The sequence below is a fragment of the Sphingobacterium sp. GQ94 genome (genome assembly GCF_059758715.1).
The window spans coordinates 125,208-141,481 of sequence record NZ_JCAXEC010000005.1 but is presented as its reverse complement, the minus strand read 5'-3'; the positions used below and the strand labels follow the sequence as shown (position 1 = coordinate 141,481).

Annotated in this window: 13 protein-coding genes; 3 read left to right on the top strand and 10 right to left on the bottom strand. The window is 36.4% G+C overall.

Annotated elements, in window-relative coordinates:
• Positions 1 to 22 precede the first annotated feature (22 nt).
• Complete coding sequence (ilvA, locus tag AC6CHH_RS06970) at positions 23 to 1,276, top strand: threonine ammonia-lyase IlvA (RefSeq protein ID WP_498281165.1); 1,254 nt, start codon at positions 23 to 25, stop codon at positions 1,274 to 1,276.
• A 189-nt stretch (positions 1,277 to 1,465) separates the two neighbouring features.
• Positions 1,466 to 1,987: a DUF2911 domain-containing protein gene (locus AC6CHH_RS06965; protein ID WP_498281163.1), complete on the top strand. Its 522-nt coding sequence runs from the start codon at positions 1,466 to 1,468 to the stop codon at positions 1,985 to 1,987.
• Between the two features lie 56 nt (positions 1,988 to 2,043).
• Here the strand turns inward: AC6CHH_RS06965 and nrdF are convergent, their stop codons facing one another.
• The 10 genes from nrdF to AC6CHH_RS06915 form a co-directional block, all read right to left on the bottom strand.
• The gene (nrdF, locus tag AC6CHH_RS06960; RefSeq protein ID WP_498281161.1) at positions 2,044 to 3,030 is read right to left on the bottom strand and encodes a class 1b ribonucleoside-diphosphate reductase subunit beta; all 987 of its coding nucleotides are present in this window, start codon (positions 3,028 to 3,030) and stop codon (positions 2,044 to 2,046) included.
• A gap of 102 nt (positions 3,031 to 3,132) precedes the next feature.
• Complete coding sequence (nrdE, locus tag AC6CHH_RS06955) at positions 3,133 to 5,238, bottom strand: class 1b ribonucleoside-diphosphate reductase subunit alpha (protein ID WP_498281159.1); 2,106 nt, start codon at positions 5,236 to 5,238, stop codon at positions 3,133 to 3,135.
• Positions 5,198 to 5,605, bottom strand: coding sequence for a class Ib ribonucleoside-diphosphate reductase assembly flavoprotein NrdI (nrdI, locus tag AC6CHH_RS06950; protein ID WP_498281157.1), 408 nt, complete (start codon positions 5,603 to 5,605; stop codon positions 5,198 to 5,200). The genes nrdE and nrdI overlap by 41 nt, the downstream gene beginning before the upstream one ends.
• Before the next feature lie 23 nt (positions 5,606 to 5,628).
• Positions 5,629 to 5,862: a glutaredoxin family protein gene (locus tag AC6CHH_RS06945; protein WP_498281155.1), complete on the bottom strand. Its 234-nt coding sequence runs from the start codon at positions 5,860 to 5,862 to the stop codon at positions 5,629 to 5,631.
• A gap of 570 nt (positions 5,863 to 6,432) precedes the next feature.
• Positions 6,433 to 8,070 carry a RagB/SusD family nutrient uptake outer membrane protein gene (locus AC6CHH_RS06940; RefSeq protein WP_498281153.1) on the bottom strand — a complete coding sequence of 546 codons (1,638 nt, stop codon included), beginning with the start codon at positions 8,068 to 8,070 and terminating at the stop codon, positions 6,433 to 6,435.
• 11 nt (positions 8,071 to 8,081) lie between these two features.
• Positions 8,082 to 11,105 (bottom strand): SusC/RagA family TonB-linked outer membrane protein, encoded by a 3,024-nt coding sequence (locus AC6CHH_RS06935; RefSeq protein WP_498281151.1) that lies wholly within the window; start codon positions 11,103 to 11,105, stop codon positions 8,082 to 8,084.
• Between the two features lie 243 nt (positions 11,106 to 11,348).
• Positions 11,349 to 12,527 (bottom strand): glycoside hydrolase family 76 protein, encoded by a 1,179-nt coding sequence (locus tag AC6CHH_RS06930; RefSeq protein WP_498281149.1) that lies wholly within the window; start codon positions 12,525 to 12,527, stop codon positions 11,349 to 11,351.
• Positions 12,528 to 12,551: 24 nt separating this feature from the next.
• Positions 12,552 to 14,270, bottom strand: coding sequence for a GMC oxidoreductase (locus tag AC6CHH_RS06925; RefSeq protein WP_498281145.1), 1,719 nt, complete (start codon positions 14,268 to 14,270; stop codon positions 12,552 to 12,554).
• A gap of 3 nt (positions 14,271 to 14,273) precedes the next feature.
• The gene (locus tag AC6CHH_RS06920) at positions 14,274 to 14,753 is read right to left on the bottom strand and encodes a gluconate 2-dehydrogenase subunit 3 family protein (protein WP_498281143.1); all 480 of its coding nucleotides are present in this window, start codon (positions 14,751 to 14,753) and stop codon (positions 14,274 to 14,276) included.
• Between the two features lie 52 nt (positions 14,754 to 14,805).
• Positions 14,806 to 15,465 (bottom strand): HAD family hydrolase, encoded by a 660-nt coding sequence (locus tag AC6CHH_RS06915; protein ID WP_498281140.1) that lies wholly within the window; start codon positions 15,463 to 15,465, stop codon positions 14,806 to 14,808.
• A 195-nt stretch (positions 15,466 to 15,660) separates the two neighbouring features.
• Here AC6CHH_RS06915 and AC6CHH_RS06910 point away from each other — a divergent pair, with 195 nt between their 5' ends.
• Positions 15,661 to 16,272, top strand: a complete 612-nt coding sequence (locus tag AC6CHH_RS06910) for a fumarylacetoacetate hydrolase family protein (RefSeq protein ID WP_498281138.1) — start codon at positions 15,661 to 15,663, stop codon at positions 16,270 to 16,272.
• The last annotated feature ends 2 nt before the right edge of the window (positions 16,273 to 16,274 follow it).

Sequence of the window (16,274 nt, the reverse complement as noted above, 5' to 3'; positions counted from 1 at the left end):
TCACTTAAACCAACGATATAGAATGAGTTTGGATCTATCGACATTAACAATAGACTCTATACAAGCAAAAGATAGAATCAAAGAGGTTATCAGGCGAACACCGTTGCAATTTAACTTGCATCTCTCGGAAAAATATGGCGCAGATATCTACCTTAAAAGGGAGGATTTGCAAGTTGTGCGGTCCTATAAATTACGTGGAGCCTTTAACAAAATAAGTAGTCTTACAGCAGATGAAAGAGTACGTGGAGTGGTTTGTGCAAGTGCAGGAAACCATGCTCAGGGGGTAGCCTTATCATGCAAAAGATTAGACATTAAAGGGATTATCTTTATGCCTGGCCCTACCCCGCGCCAAAAAATTACCCAAACTGAAATGTGGGGAAATGGTAATATTGAGATTGTACTTACTGGAGATACCTTTGATGATTGCCAAAAAGCAGCAATACAATACACTCTAGAAAATAACATGACTTTTATTCCTCCATTTGATGATTTAAAAATCATTGAGGGACAAGGGACCGTGGCTGTAGAGATTCTTGAAGATTTACCTGAAGTAGATGCTCTATTTATTCCAATAGGTGGTGGTGGTTTATCATCAGGGGTTAGTTATCATATGTATAAGAATGCTCCACATGTTAAATGTTACGGTGTTGAACCAGAAGGTGCTCCCTCTATGCAAGCGGCACTGGATAATGGCGGACCAATTGAGTTGGAACATATCAACAAATTTGTAGACGGGGCAGCAGTAAAAAAAATTGGAAACTTAAACTATGAAATAAGCTCACAATTATTAGACAGTGTAAAATCAATTCCCGAGGGTAAGATCTGTACGACAATCCTAGAATTGTACAATAAAGATGCAATCGTAGCGGAACCTGCAGGAGCATTATCTATCGCTGCTTTAGAATTTCATAAGGAGGAAATTAAAGGTAAAAAAATAGTCTGTATCGTTTCGGGAGGAAACAATGATATTGATCGAATGAGCGAGATAAAAGAACTTTCTTTATTATATGAGGGGTTCAAACATTACTTTATAGTTCGCTTCCCACAACGACCAGGAGCTTTAAGGTTACTCGTAACCGAGGTACTTGGTCCAAAAGATGATATTACACGTTTTGAATATATAAAAAAAACAGAACGTGAACGTGGACCAGCCTTAATTGGTATTGAATTAAATGATCCCGGCGACTACATCTCCTTGATAGAACGTATGAAATCTTACAAATTTGATTTCATTGAAATCAACAAGGATCAAACATTGTTTGAATATCTTGTTTAATTCAGAATCATCAAAAAAAATTTTAATATAAGTAGTTAACGGTATGCAATACATACCGTTATTTTTTTACTATAATGAAACGACCTAGTTAATAAAAAAAAATAAAAACGCATAAGTTTCTAAAAATCAACAACAATTTAACCTATTTTTAGTTTTATTATAGAATTCACAACTAAAAAGGAGACACTCATGAAAACAACCACTATTGTAATTTTATTCAGTATGCTTTGTTTATTTAGCTACGCCCAAAACAAAGCAAAGGGTCCCAAAGCAAGCCCTGCAGACAGTTCTATCGTCACTACTGAGGACGGAGTAAGGATAGCAATACACTACAGCAGTCCTTCTTTAAAAGGCCGAGAAATAGGTGTAGACATTGCCAAAGTTGGTCAGAGATGGAGGACTGGAGCAAACGAGACGACTACTGTGGAGTTTGATAAAAACGTAACTATAGAAGGTCAAAAATTAGCCGCTGGAAAATACGCTCTCAACACTATTCCTGGAGAACAGTCGAGCACTATAATTTTTAATTCAAAATGGGATCAATGGGGAACTAAATACGATGAAAAAGATGATGTTTTAAAAATCGAAGTTCCTAATAGAACCAATCAAAAAGTTCAAGAACGATTAAAAATTGAAGCAAATAAATCAGGAAAAATTTTATTGGACTGGGGTCAGTATGGCTTATCATTAGATGTGAAAGCGGACAAATAGCCACTAAATTTTAAACGAATAAATAAAAGGGCCAAAAAAATTTGGCCCTTTTATTTTTAGATATCTACAGAAGCGTCCATCATAAAATCATCGTTCATTAAATGAACAATCTCAGTGGATTTCTCATAATTAGTAGATTTTTTAGAGAAAAAATCGTGTTGTGTTGTCTCCGTGTTCAACCCGTTCAATACAATCGGGTTAACTTGTTTAACCTCAAAAATTGGATCAAAACCCAAATTCATTAAAGCCTTATTTCCATTGTAACGCACATATTCTTTAACCTCAGCTGTTAATCCAATAACAGTATATAATTCTTCTGTGTATTTTATTTCATTCTCATACAGATCATTTAACAGGGATAAAAAGCGCTCTTTTACTTCGGACTTATTCGGTAATTTAGCATAAACCTCCTGCGCCATCAATCCAACAAATACACCATGTATTGATTCATCAGCTATAATCTTTTTGATAATATCGGCAGAGGCAACCATTTGACCCTGACCACATAACCACAGCGGCAAAAAGAACCCAGAATAAAACAAGAATGATTCCAATAGAACAGACGCACCCATAGCCATAAATAACTCTTCATCATTTACGTTTTCTTTATCGATTGCACGATAATATTTGTCAATAGTAGCCGCTTTAAATTGCAAAAATTTATTCTCCGAAACCCAGCCAAATACATCATTGATTTCATTTGTTGTAGAAACTGTAGTAAAAATGGTGGAATAAGATTTAGCATGAATTGCCTCCATCATACACATATAAGACATTACAGCTTTATTCTGCAAAGAATCTATATGATCAATGATTTTGGGCATGCCTGTATGACTTTGAAGAGTATCTAATAGAGTAAGACCTCCTAATGCCTTTTTATAGCATTCTTTCATATCCCAGCTTAAGCCTTTCCAGCTATCAATATCCTTGGAAGGAATATATTCCGTATCGATCCAGAACTGTCTAATATTCTGCTCCCAGAACATCAACGCATAATCGTTGTCTGGCGTATTCCAGTTTACTGCGGTAAATTGTTTACTCATTTATCTGTCAATATCATCTGTCAAAGAAGCTGAATTAGCTCCGTGCAATACGGAATCAAATCAGCTTCTAAAATTATTATTTTTATTTTTTTTGCTACAACACTACGCCGAACAAGAAATACATTCTTCAATTGTTGATTTACGGGTTCGTGTATAATACAAAGATTTTAAACCCAATTTATGACCATAAATATAATACTTCGCCAAATCACGTGTTGAATCTTTTGAGTTTGTATGCAAAATCGTAGAAACACCCTGATCAATATGGCGTTGAATAACGGATACCAACTTGAGTACTTTCATTTGATCCATATCATAAGCTGATTTGAAATAGAAGTAATTATCATTGGTCAAATAAGGCATTGGATAATATGTAGTACTATCTCCGTACTCTCTAACTTCAATGATATCCACTATTGGCATCACTGATGCGGTCGCGTTCATAATATAAGAAGTAGATTGGTTAGGAGCGATTGCTAATCGGTACGCATGGTAAATACCATGTTCAGCCACCTTAGCTTTCAAATTTTCCCAATCCACCTGGGTAGGAATATAAACACCCTCGAACATTTCTTTTACCTTATCTGATTTAGGTAAATAATCACGTTCTACATATTTATCGAAATATTTTCCGTTTGAATAATCAGATTTTTCAAATCCAACAAAAGTAGTTTGGCGCTCTTTTGCGATTTCCATGGAAGCCTCAATCGAATAGTAATTCATCATCATGAAGAAAGTATTAGCGAAATCCAAAGCTTCATTAGATTCATACATCACAAAACTCTTTGCTAAATAACCATGAAGATTCATAGCACCCAGTCCCACTGAATGAAGTTCACGATTCGCTTTTGCAATAGAAGGTACCATTTGAATATCTGTCACATCAGAGACAACAGTTAAGGCTCTCATTGCTGTTTTAACCGTCTCTTTGATCCGCTTATTGTCCATTACTGTTGCAATATTCAATGAACCTAAGTTACATGATATTCCATAACGAATTGTGTCCTCTTCACCATATATGTTGATATCTGAAACCTCAGAAACCTGCATAATTTCAGTACATAAATTTGAAAATTTCACCTTGCCAATACCATTTAACGCATGTGCACGATTCGTGTTCTCCTTAAAGAAAATATAAGGGTATCCAGATTCTTTTTGTGTTTGCGCGATTTTCACCAACATATGGCGCGCATTAATTTTTTTCTTTTTAACGTTAGGATTGGTGATCAACTCATCGTACATCAAATCCATATCTACTTCATCCAGAGCGATACCATACTCCTGCATCACCGTATGCGGATAAATTAAATAGCATGGTTCATCCTTTTCCGCTAATTCCATGAATTTGTCCGGTACAATGATACCTATTGAAAGTGATTTAATCCGTACTTTTTCATCGACATTGATTTTCTTACAATCCAAAAACTCTTCAATATCAGCATGAAAAATATTAAGATACACGGCGCCAGCTCCAGGACGTTGTCCCAACTGATTGGCATAAGAAAATGTATCCTCCATAATTTTCATAATCGGTAAGACACCTCCTGCGCGACCGTCTACACCTTTGATAGCCTCACCACGAGCACGAATTTTAGAGATATTAAAAGATACCCCTCCGCCAATTGAAGAAAGTTTCATGGCAGAATCCACAGCATAACCGATACCATTCAAATTATCTCCAATTTCATCAAGAAAACAGGACACCAATTCACCGGAACGTTTCTTTCCAGCGTTCAAGAAAGTCGGGGTAGCTGGTTGATATTCTTGATTAATCATAATTTCAGCGTACTCAATTGCTTTTTGTACACCTGATTCTCTGGCTAAGAAAAGTGAAACCGCAACAACACGGTCCTCATAGCGTTCCAAAAACTTTTCACCCGAGTCATCGCGCAATGCATAACTCTGGAAAAATTTAAAGGCAGCCATAAAAGATTGAAAACGGAATTTTTTCGAATAAACGAAGTTAAAAACCTCCTCCATCTGTTCAAAAGTAAACCATTGATAAAAATCAATGTAATAGTTGTTCTCAACTAAATAATCTATTTTTTCCTTCAAATTGTAAAAAAACACAGTGTTTTTGTTTACATATTCAAGGAAATAGGCCTGTACAGCCTCCTTGTCTTTGTGCAAGCTAAACTCGTCATCATGTTTAATCATGATTTCGTTGTTAAGCAATATCCAATTTTTCGCTACCTCGTTTGCTATCATAGTATTGATTTTTTATGATGTCAATAAATTGATTAATATCCTCCATTGTGCCAGAAAGTTCAAATTTCATGGCCAAAGGAATTTCAAAATTATCTGCAAGTTTATCTGCTGCAATGGCAAAATTTCTGCCCCAGTTTCGATTCCCACTAGATGTTACTGAATAGATCAACTCTCCTGCTCTATTCATAAAAGATTCTGTCTTCTCTGGAACCTTACCAAAATTGGTTGTATAGGTCACTAAATGACCTGGTCCATTAATATCCATATCTTCCTGAATTTTAACAGCAGTCCATCCGGTAATTTGAATCACTTTGTGTATAAAGCGTTCCACATTCCCAGTTTTAGAATCGTAGTATAAATAAATCATAGCTCCTTAAGTTTATATGATTTCTACAAAGCGATTTGGTCTAGTTCTTCAGGTTTAAATCCAATTATTCGGTTCTTTATTTCATCATCCTCCAATACCAAAACTGTAGGAACAGTACGGACCTTAAACTTAACGGCTAATTCCGGCTCATCGAAAGGATTAATGGTTTCATAGGAAACACCTCTGTTGTCAAGGTATGCCGATACTTGTGCGCATGGCGCACAGTCATTTTTTTCGAATTTAATGATTCTTGCCATGTTATATTAAGTTTAAAAAGAATTTTAGCTGATATAAGCCTAAGTCCCTTAGATAATTAAAAAAACGTTTGATTTGAGAAGACTCAATTCTCAAGTAAAACAAATATCACTTATTTTTTGTGCCTCCGCTAACATGACTTTTCCACATCGAGAATAAAAAAAGGGACAAAACCCACCCAGTCACCTCAAAAAATTGATAAGCCACTGTTCTTCAGTATCATAATTATGTTGATAACTTTGAGTTGAGGTTCTGAAAGGGCTTTTAGCACATTACTATTTTGGTTTTTTTACTGTCAAAAGTAGCTTAATTTTTTGTTTATTTGCTGTAAATTTCTTATAAAAATATAACCCTAAAAAATTGGATTTCTTATGGTTCATTATCTAGAATTTTTTTCCTAAAAACCAGGATATAAAAATTGAATTCAAAACATAATGCAAAATATTATCGAATAAAGAAAATCGAAAATGTGAATTATATTCGCTAACAGCATCAAGCACAAACCAATAAAAAAAAACAGGTTTACAATTGAATTTGTAAACCTGTTTTAGATTTAATGACAGAGATAATTATCAATAACCAGGGTTTTGTTTCAAACCTGGATTAATTGCCATTTGTGTTTGTGGAATTGGAAATATTTCCTTATTCGGATCACCGGTCGGTTGATGATCCCACCAAGTTCCAGTCGTATACTTACCAAATCTAATTAAATCTGTTCTACGTTTACCCTCGAAAATGAATTCTCTTCCTCGTTCAGCTAGTAATTCGTCCATGGTTAGACTTGCCGTGGTATATTTATTAGCGCTCCAATCTTGTGCAAGGAATGCACGTACTCTCGAAGAATTGATTAAATCTACAGCAGCTTGATTAGCAACACCATTATTTTTACGCATGATGGCTTCTGCCTTATTAAAATAAATTTCTGTTAGTCGATAAATAATGTAATCGTTCTCTTGGTAATTTTCATCACTAATTCGACCTGATTTATATTTATTAAATCGTGCTCCAGAGTTTTCTTCCCCTTCAGACATTGAACCAGGAGACGTTTTATCACCTTCACTCTCTCTACGAATAGAGTTCACATAAACCAGTGGTTTTCCAGAATATTCTTCAGTTCCATTTACAGGAGTAGTTGTTCCATATTTATATTGAGGACCGAATAAAAACCAATCTTTCTTTCTAAGGTCTTTCTGATTATAGGCATCAAAAGCAGTTGGAATTACCACAAATGCATTCCATCCACCATAACCAACATCAAGTACTTCCTTCATGTAATCATAGCTCATAAAGAATCCCCCCCAATCAAAGGTGAATCCACCTTTTCTACTAAATTGAAATTGGAATAAAGACTCAGGATTAGCATTATTTGTATTAGAAAATACTGCATTGATATTAGGTGATAACTTAGGAACACCTCCAATACCACCACCAGCACCTGAAATTACTTTATCTGAGGCCGCAATACATTCGTCCCACATGGCTGTGCCTATCCATTTTTGAGCATTAAGATAGAGTTCAGATAACATGGCATAGCCAGCAGCTTTGTTCACCTTACCAATTGTTTCAGAATCTAATGCTGGGAGATTCGGCACTTCTCGTTCAAGTTCTTCCATGATAAACTGGAATACTTCCTTTCTTTCCTTGGTTTCAGGGTTAGTTGGTTTCTCAATCACGTTCTCAGTAGTTACCGGAACATTACCCCACATATCCATGATTTTCATATAATGAAAAGCACGAAGGACTTTTAACTGAGAAAGCACTTCCTTATGTTCCTCAGGTGTCAAACCAATAGCTTCTAGGTCTAATGTTTCTATATCTTGGATAGCGCCATTTATAAACCCAACACCGGTATACATCAATTCCCATCCCGTACGCATTCTATTCTCATTGTCCGTCCAAGTATGGTAATGCATTCGGAAATGATCTCCACCGTCATATCCATGTCTCCCTTTTTGAGGCCACGCTAACTGATCAGCAGACAGCTCTGAATGGTAGTAAAATCCATTATTACCAGTTGGTGCTAACCAAGCTTGCATGTGTGTAAAAGGGCGTAAAGCGGCTTGCATTACCTCCAACTTATTTTTATAGAAAGAATCCTTTTCTAATTCACTGTATAAATTTTCATCTAGATTCGTACAACTAGATAAACTCGCCGAGGCAATCAAAGTTGCAACTGCAAATCGAATTTTATTTTTATTTAATAATTTCATCTTCTTCTACATTAAAAACCAATATTTAACCCAAGTGACCAAGACTGTGTCCTAGGATAGAAACCTCTTGAATCAATACCACCATCAAAACCTGTATCTTGTAATTCAGGATCAATACCAGAATAGGAAGTAATCGTTGCCAGATTTCTCGCTGTTAAGTAGACATACAAATTCCTAACATGAGGAGTTTTTAAACCAAAATTGTATCCCAAAGTAACATTGTCAATTTTCACAAAAGATCCATTTTCCAAGTAATAATCAGAATACTGAGGATCATCCTTTAATTCACTATTCTTACCGAATGCAGATTCAAAAACATTGTTAGGTAACCATTTTTGATTTCCAAAATACATGTCTGCAGAATTCAAGATATCATATTTAAATTTACCCCTTAAAAATACACTTAAATCAAATCCCTTATAGCTGATTCGGTTACCCAATGACACTTGAAACTTTGGAATACCATTACCGATATAGGTTAGATCGTCGTTGTTAATTTCAGAAGCAGGTGCTGTTGAACCATCTGCCTTATAAAAAAGCCATTTACCTTGATCATCAAATCCTGCAAAACGTTTTCCATAGAAGGATCCTACTGATCCACCCTCTTCCAAACGAATAGCATTACCGAGGTTACCTGGAGAAGGAAGACCTCCAAACTCAATCCAGTTACTCTGAAATATATCAGAAGATAATTTGGTTAATTCATTCGTTTGATAATTTCCAGCAAAATCAACTTGCCAAGTAAACTGATCGTTTGAAATCGGCGTTCCGGTTAGTTGTAATTCTACACCTTTATTTACAACCTCACCTACATTATACCAGATACTGTTTTGAACATAAGCAGGCAGTTGCGCTTTATAATCATATAATAAATCCTTGGTACGACGGTTATAAAAATCCAATGCACCTGTTAATCTATTATTAAACATAGCAAAATCAACCCCAATGTTGGTTTCAGCTTTTTGCTCCCATTTCAAATCAGGATTTGGATTTGAGGCAACACCATAAGTTTGATAATAAATATCATTCTGAGGATACACACCACCAGTTCCTAGACGGATTAAAGACAGGTAATTAGGAATACCTTGATTACCCGTTACTCCATAACCTGCACGCAGTTTTAATTCATTCACGACCTCTTTATTGGTGAAAAAATCTTCGTTTGAAATCGTCCAACCTGCTGAAACAGCAGGGAAATTACCCCATTTATTATTCGCACCAAAACGAGAAGACCCTTCTCTACGTAGAATAGCAGTAACAAAATATTTCCCAGCATAATTATAATTAACACGGCCAAAGAAAGCAATTAAGGTATTGTCATCCTTAAAGGAAGCCATCCCTGGTCTTGGTAATTTGTCATTGGTCAATGCAGTCCCTGATCCCATGTTCCAATCTAAGAATCCGTCTGTAGTGAACCCATTATTAGACATTTCGAAATACTCAGAAGTTCCATACTGATAACTGTAGCCCAAAAGCCCTGTCACGGTGTGATCTTCATTAAAAGTCTTGTTATAATCAACAGTACTCTCAAAAGTTTTCGTCCAATTTAAATCGTTTCTTTTTAAGGCATACGCCATACCTTGGTAATCGGAGGTTTGTCTCTGGTCCCAATCCAGCGTTGAACGATATCTTCGGTCATTCCAATTATCACGAACATACGAACCAAATGCAGAGACACTCAACTCATCTAAAATTTTGAATTTTAATCTAGCATCACCAGAAAAAGTCTGTTGGTTACGATCTTCTATACGATGAGCCAATCTACTCAACGGGTTGTAATTATTATAATCCTGTGTTTGGTAGAACGTTCCATCTGTATTGAAAATAGGCGCTGTTGGATTACGTTGAATTGCTTGTTCAAAATCACCCGTTTTCCCTCCTAATAAATCAGCCTTATTAAAATTGGCGGCCACATTCGCCGAAAAGGTTAATCGATCTGCCAGACCAGTTTGTGTAAAATTAAAACGTCCGCCAAATTGTTCTTTATCGTTTTGTTTCGCTATACCTTGAGCCTGTTCGTAATTAAAAGAAGCACGATAGGTAGAATTTTCACCCCCACCACTAGCTATGAAATTATGGAAATGAGAAAAATTATCTTTATTAATCAATTCATCATACAAATCAGTTGTTGCGCCCAAATCCAATTCAGGTTTATTCAATCCATTCACCACTTTATCCCTAAATTCACTAGCCGAGAGCATACTTGGCTTACGATTCACAATCTCTGTTTGAGCGTATGTCAGATATTCGAATTGTGGTGCACCAGCCTTTCCTTTTTTAGTAGTGACTAAAATTACACCCCCATTACCTCGTGTACCGTAAATAGCTGCAGCAGAACCATCCTTAAGGACGTCAATAGATTCAATATCTCCTTGCTTGATCAAATCCAAACTACCCCCTGGGATACCATCGATGACCACCAAAGGACTGTTGCTACCTTTGACAGAGGCCATACCACGCAATTGAATATTAGTTGATGAATTTGGATTGCTTCCTTGGGTTCTGGTGACATTCAAACCAGCCACTTTGCCCTGCACCAATTCCATTGGGTTTCTCATTCCCCCTTTGTTAAAATCTTTTTCTTTTACGGTCGCCACTGCAGAAGTAATTTCTTTCCGTTTTTGGGTACCATAACCAACCACCACAACCTCATCTAATGACTCCGAATCTGGAGTTAAATTTATTTGAGCTTGTTCACCTTGGACTTTAAAATTTTGACCTTGAAATCCGAGATAGCTGATTTGCAACACATCACCTGTTTCGGCTGCAATAGAGAAATTACCTGAAGCATCGGTTTGGGTACTCTCTTGCTTACCTTGCACCCGAACGGTAACACCCGAGAGAGGTTTTCCCGTTGAACTATCTTTTATTATTCCTTTAACTGTCTGTTGAAGAACGGACAGTTCGATTCCGTTAACCTCAGATAGCGGTTTTTCATACGAATAACCGTAACTGCAGGCCATCAGAGCAAAGCATAATACACTTCCTCTTACAAAGCCTGTTCGGTACAATTTTGTACTGTAAATGTTTGGCATGTTAATTAACGTTAATGGTTTATTAATTTAATAGGTTTATTACACAATAAATAAGACTAAAACGTTTTAGTTACTAGGAAACATTGTGATAATAGATATAAATCCTAATATTTGAAACGTAATAATTATAATATTATTGCCTAATACTACTTTGAATGAGAGAAAAGTAGCAAAAATAAGTTTAACACAGAAAAAAAATCAAAAAAATTTTTCTGTGTTAAGGAAAAACCTATTAGCAAGGAATCAAAAGTGAGAAAGACGGGCGTACATTTCCACTTTGGCAAATTGATCCAATAACCATTTTTTTTCTTCTTTCTTTTGAGCGGACCAATCTTTATAAAACAATCCATTTTCATCACGGAGATTATCCCATGCATAATCAAGATTTGCTTGAAACGTTTTCAAATAAATGGGGTTATTATCTTGTTCATACAAGGCTTTATATCCCCGAAGCATAACGGCAATAAACCAACTATCCGAATTTTTCAATAATTTAAACCTCTTCCCCTTATGATCAGCCTCCCCAAAAAAGAAATAGTGATGTCCAGATTCTGCGATTTCCTGAGCTTGTTTCAAATAATCTTTCTGATTCGTAGTTTCAAACAATAAAACCGCAGCTTGAATCATTTGGCCAGAATTATAGGCGTATTTTCGCTTATCCACCTTCCCAGAAAGATTTATATTATCGAAATATAATTTATCTTCAGGATCCTGCAGATTCTCTTTAGTCCATTGGTATAGAGTCTTTCCGAGCTCCAAGTATTTAGTGTTTTTAGTCGCCTGATATAATTTTAACAGGAAAACAACACCAGGAGCATTTGAACAAGTGTTTTTAGATTGTTTGTTTTGTTCACACCAATAGATTCCGCCACCTAATTTTTCATCCATTCCAGAGGCAACAAAACGCCAGATCATTTCAGCCTTCTGGAGATACATTTTATCTTTAGTCAGCAAAAATAGATCTGCAAAATCGATACCTAACCAAACGTTATCATCATAAAACCGATCTGATTGTTTAGCAGAATTTACGTAAGAGGCATAGCCATATGGCTCTCGCTTATCAAAATACTCTTCTAATCCATCCAAAACAACCCCATTTATTGCTTTTAAAATAGCTGGATCTTGAAAAGATTCATACCGCGCTACTTGAGCAGACAATGAACCCGAAAAAGGCCAGAGATAAGAATATGGGTTTGCTTTTGATTGTTGTTCGTTTGTAGCTAAATAACTAGCCTGATAGCGCTGGTCAAAAGGATAATTCTCCCGAAGCAAAGCACTATTTGAAATGGAGAAATGAGCATAGATACTGTCTAGGGTTTCTTTTGCTCGCTTATCATTACTCCTCACAAGCTCTATATTTTGTGCATAAAGATTGACAGAGGTATACACACACATAAACAGGAAAACAATTTTAATTTTCATTAATTATAAAGGTTTAGTCAAAAATTATTTAAGATTTAGCTTCTTCATTTCAGAAATAGCGTAATCAGCCGCTCTAGCAGTAAAAGCCATGTAAGTCAAAGAAGGATTTTGAGTCGCGGTGGAAGTCATACAGGCCCCATCCGTTACAAATACATTTGGGCATTCATGAAGTTGATGCCATTTATTAAGCATGGAGGTTTTCGGATCATTTCCCATTCGCACTCCGCCCATTTCATGGATGTCCAGGCCAGGAGCTTGCGAACTTTCATTTCTTTTAATATTAATAAATCCAGCGGCGGTAAACATTTCTTCCATGGTGTCCAAGTAATCTTTTTTCATTTTCGCATCATTTTGGTCATAATCCACAGAGATATTCAATAATGGCATTCCATAGTCATCCTTTTGATTCCTATCTAAAGAAACGAAATTTGTTTCCTTAGGAATAGTTTCTCCCATCATGTGAGAACCTACCCCCCAATTTCCATAAGTAGGGTTCAATATATTTTGCTTTAATTTCTCTCCAATCGGGGATTGATCAGACTGACTTGATCGATATGCACTAAACCCTGCGGCATAGCCACGTAAGAAATCTGTTTCTTGTTTTAATAGGTTACGAAAACGAGGTATGTATCCCCCACCTGCGGGATTTCGTCCATCTGTTTTATAGTCTAGGAAGTCCTCAAATTCAGCTGAAATTCTTGCACTATAATTATGGAAGGCGACGAATTTACCTAACGTACCACTGTCATTGCCTAGACCCTCAGGAAATCTATTAGATTTTGAGTTTAACAATATCAAATTTGAGTTTAGAGCAGCCGCATTTAAAAAGATGATTTTGGCAAAAAAATCAATTTCTTCTTTACTATCCTTATCTATAACTTTTACACCAATTGCTTTTCCTTTCTGTTCATCATACAAAATTGAATGAACAACTGAATCCGGTCTTAGGGTTAGGTTTCCTGTTTTTGCTGCCCAGGGTAAAGTCGAGGCGTTGGAACTAAAATATCCACCAAAAGGACACCCTCTTTGACAAAGTTTGCGATTTTGACATTGGACCCGGCCTTGATCTAAATGAATTTGATTGGGCTCAGATAAGTGTGCGCACCGAGCTGAAATCACCTTTCTACCGGGATATTTATCTTCAATTTTTTGTTTAAAATATTTCTCCACGATATTCAATGGATAGCCTGGAAGAAACTCTCCATCGGGTAATTCCTCCAAACCATCTTTATCCCCTGCAATCCCAGCAAAACGTTCAACATAGTCATACCATGGCTTAATATCTTGATAGCGAACCGGCCAATCAACAGCAAAACCATCACGTGCAGGGCCCTCAAAATCAAAATTAGACCAACGTTGTGTTTGACGCGCCCATAACAACGACTTCCCCCCTACTTGATAGCCCCGAATCCAGTCAAATGGTTTTTGTTGAACATAGGGATGTTCATCATCTTTCACAAAAAAATGCGCTGCATCTTCATGAAAGGCATAACAACGATTGACAATGGGGTTCGCCTTTTGAATAGCGTAGGGTATTTCATTTCGATGTTCAAATTCCCAAGGATATAAATTCGTGGTCGGATAATCCTTAATATGCTGAACATCTCTACCCCTCTCTAATACCAAAGTTTTCATGCCTTTACCGCAGAGCTCTTTAGCCGCCCAACCACCTGATATTCCAGATCCGATCACTATGGCATCATAGGTCCGGTTATTCTTTGATTCTATAGATAAATTTGCCATAGCTTAAGCATTTATTTTCACGGCCCCACGGTATCTCCCAGGGACTAATTCATAGACTAGTTTATTCTTCATGACATATTCGGAATTCCGGTATCCTTGAATCGTCCTGTGTTTGAGCAGCTTGAAAAACACATCCTGGGCATCCAAAGCCATTAAATAGGATTGTAAATCATTCATCTCTTTCCCGTTGACTTCCTGCGCTCGCTTCAAGCCTTCGATAAAAAGGTTCTGATCTTCTGGACTAGCACAATCGTCAATCATTTTCATAACAAATAAATGCAGTTTTAATTCCTTAGCGCCAGGTGAATCCGTTTTGGGAAGGATCGCCTCAACTAATTCCGCTAAGAATTCCTCGTCAGATCTTAGCAGTTTAATATGATTAAGTTGAATCGAAGTAGCGGTTGATCGCAAATCACAAGAAGTTGCAATCATCATCCCGCCAGCAACTACAAACATTTGTTTGATAACTGTCCGTCTATTCATAAGGTTTATACATGTATAACCTAAAATTACAAATAAAACGGAATATTCAGTTTTAAATTAGCTTAAGCAACGAATTTTTTACCTCTGCTAAATCGTTTAATAATAGATCTGCATTATGTAATCTTTGTCTTTCTACAGTTTGCTTACTCACAGCAATACAGAATAAACCTGCTGCCTGAGCAGCAACGCAACCAGTCAGGGTATCCTCAATGACAACAATTTCATCTATAGGCACCTGCAATTTTTCAGTTGCAAGCAGATAAGGTTCAGGATTAGGTTTGGGATTCTCAACCGTTTCACGGGTCACAAAAAATGAAAAATATCCCAACAATTTATGCGCTCCCAAGACGGTCTCTACAGTTGTTTTATAACTTGAGGTAACTAATCCAATTTTCAGTCCTCTTTCCATTAATTCATCCAAAATCTCTTTTGCATGTGGCATCAACCTAATCGTTCTCATGTCGGCTTTGTTGTAAGCTGCTCTAGTAGCATACCATAAATCCTGTTCATCTACTTGTAAGTTATGAACAGCGTTCAACATTTTCACATTATGACTCAAAGTATGTCCTGCAAATTCACGAACCCAATCATCGAAAGATATAATAAATCCATAATCTTCCTTTAAGATAGGTGCCCAATTGCTATAATAAAAATGCTCTGAATCGATTAATGTACCATCCAGATCAAAAAGGACTGCTGTAATTTTATTCATGGCACAAAACTAGGAATTGTTATATTAAATTACCGTTATTATTCTACTAATAGCCTTTTAAAATCAACAAATGACTAATGGTTCTTGGGGTTAACCGGTCTTGGATCATTTGCCAAACCCCCACAGTTTTGCTAAGTTTGTTTTTAGGACTTTAGATACGCTAAAAGTTCTGGCTTAACTCAATTCTATAAACAAATGAAGATCATAGCTGTCGGCAGAAATTACATAGATCATGCAAAAGAACTTAACAATCCAATTCCAGAAAAACCAGTCATCTTTCTAAAACCAGATACAGCACTGCTGAAGGATAATAAAGATTTTTATTATCCAGACTTTTCAAAAGATATACATTATGAAGTTGAACTTGTTATTCGAATTTGCAATGAGGGAAAGCATGTGTCTAAAAAGTTTGCTCATAACTATTATGATGCGATTGGATTAGGTATAGATTTTACGGCAAGGGACATTCAGTCTGAACAGAAGGCCAAAGGATTACCCTGGGAATTAGCGAAGGCTTTTGACCAATCAGCTGTTATCAGCAAATTAATTCCAAAAGAAGAATTTAATAACACTGCCGAACTCAACTTTTCTCTCGAGAAAAACGGTGAGATCGTCCAGCAAGGAAATTCAAAAGACATGATCTTCGATTATGAGACTTTAATCGTTTTCATTTCCCAGTTCATTACTTTACGAAAGGGGGATTTAATTTATACAGGCACCCCAGCAGGTGTCGGTGCAGTTTCAATAGGTGATAAACTGGTTGGATTTTTAGAAGAGAAGAGCATGTTTAGCTGTCAGATTAAATAATT

Coding starts and splice junctions, on each gene's coding strand:
- ilvA (WP_498281165.1), top strand. CDS start 23: ATGAGTTTGGATCTATCGACATTAACAATAGACTCTATACAAGCAAAA.
- AC6CHH_RS06965 (WP_498281163.1), top strand. CDS start 1,466: ATGAAAACAACCACTATTGTAATTTTATTCAGTATGCTTTGTTTATTT.
- nrdF (WP_498281161.1), bottom strand. CDS start 3,030: ATGAGTAAACAATTTACCGCAGTAAACTGGAATACGCCAGACAACGAT.
- nrdE (WP_498281159.1), bottom strand. CDS start 5,238: ATGATAGCAAACGAGGTAGCGAAAAATTGGATATTGCTTAACAACGAA.
- nrdI (WP_498281157.1), bottom strand. CDS start 5,605: ATGATTTATTTATACTACGATTCTAAAACTGGGAATGTGGAACGCTTT.
- AC6CHH_RS06945 (WP_498281155.1), bottom strand. CDS start 5,862: ATGGCAAGAATCATTAAATTCGAAAAAAATGACTGTGCGCCATGCGCA.
- AC6CHH_RS06940 (WP_498281153.1), bottom strand. CDS start 8,070: ATGAAATTATTAAATAAAAATAAAATTCGATTTGCAGTTGCAACTTTG.
- AC6CHH_RS06935 (WP_498281151.1), bottom strand. CDS start 11,105: ATGCCAAACATTTACAGTACAAAATTGTACCGAACAGGCTTTGTAAGA.
- AC6CHH_RS06930 (WP_498281149.1), bottom strand. CDS start 12,527: ATGAAAATTAAAATTGTTTTCCTGTTTATGTGTGTGTATACCTCTGTC.
- AC6CHH_RS06925 (WP_498281145.1), bottom strand. CDS start 14,270: ATGGCAAATTTATCTATAGAATCAAAGAATAACCGGACCTATGATGCC.
- AC6CHH_RS06920 (WP_498281143.1), bottom strand. CDS start 14,753: ATGAATAGACGGACAGTTATCAAACAAATGTTTGTAGTTGCTGGCGGG.
- AC6CHH_RS06915 (WP_498281140.1), bottom strand. CDS start 15,465: ATGAATAAAATTACAGCAGTCCTTTTTGATCTGGATGGTACATTAATC.
- AC6CHH_RS06910 (WP_498281138.1), top strand. CDS start 15,661: ATGAAGATCATAGCTGTCGGCAGAAATTACATAGATCATGCAAAAGAA.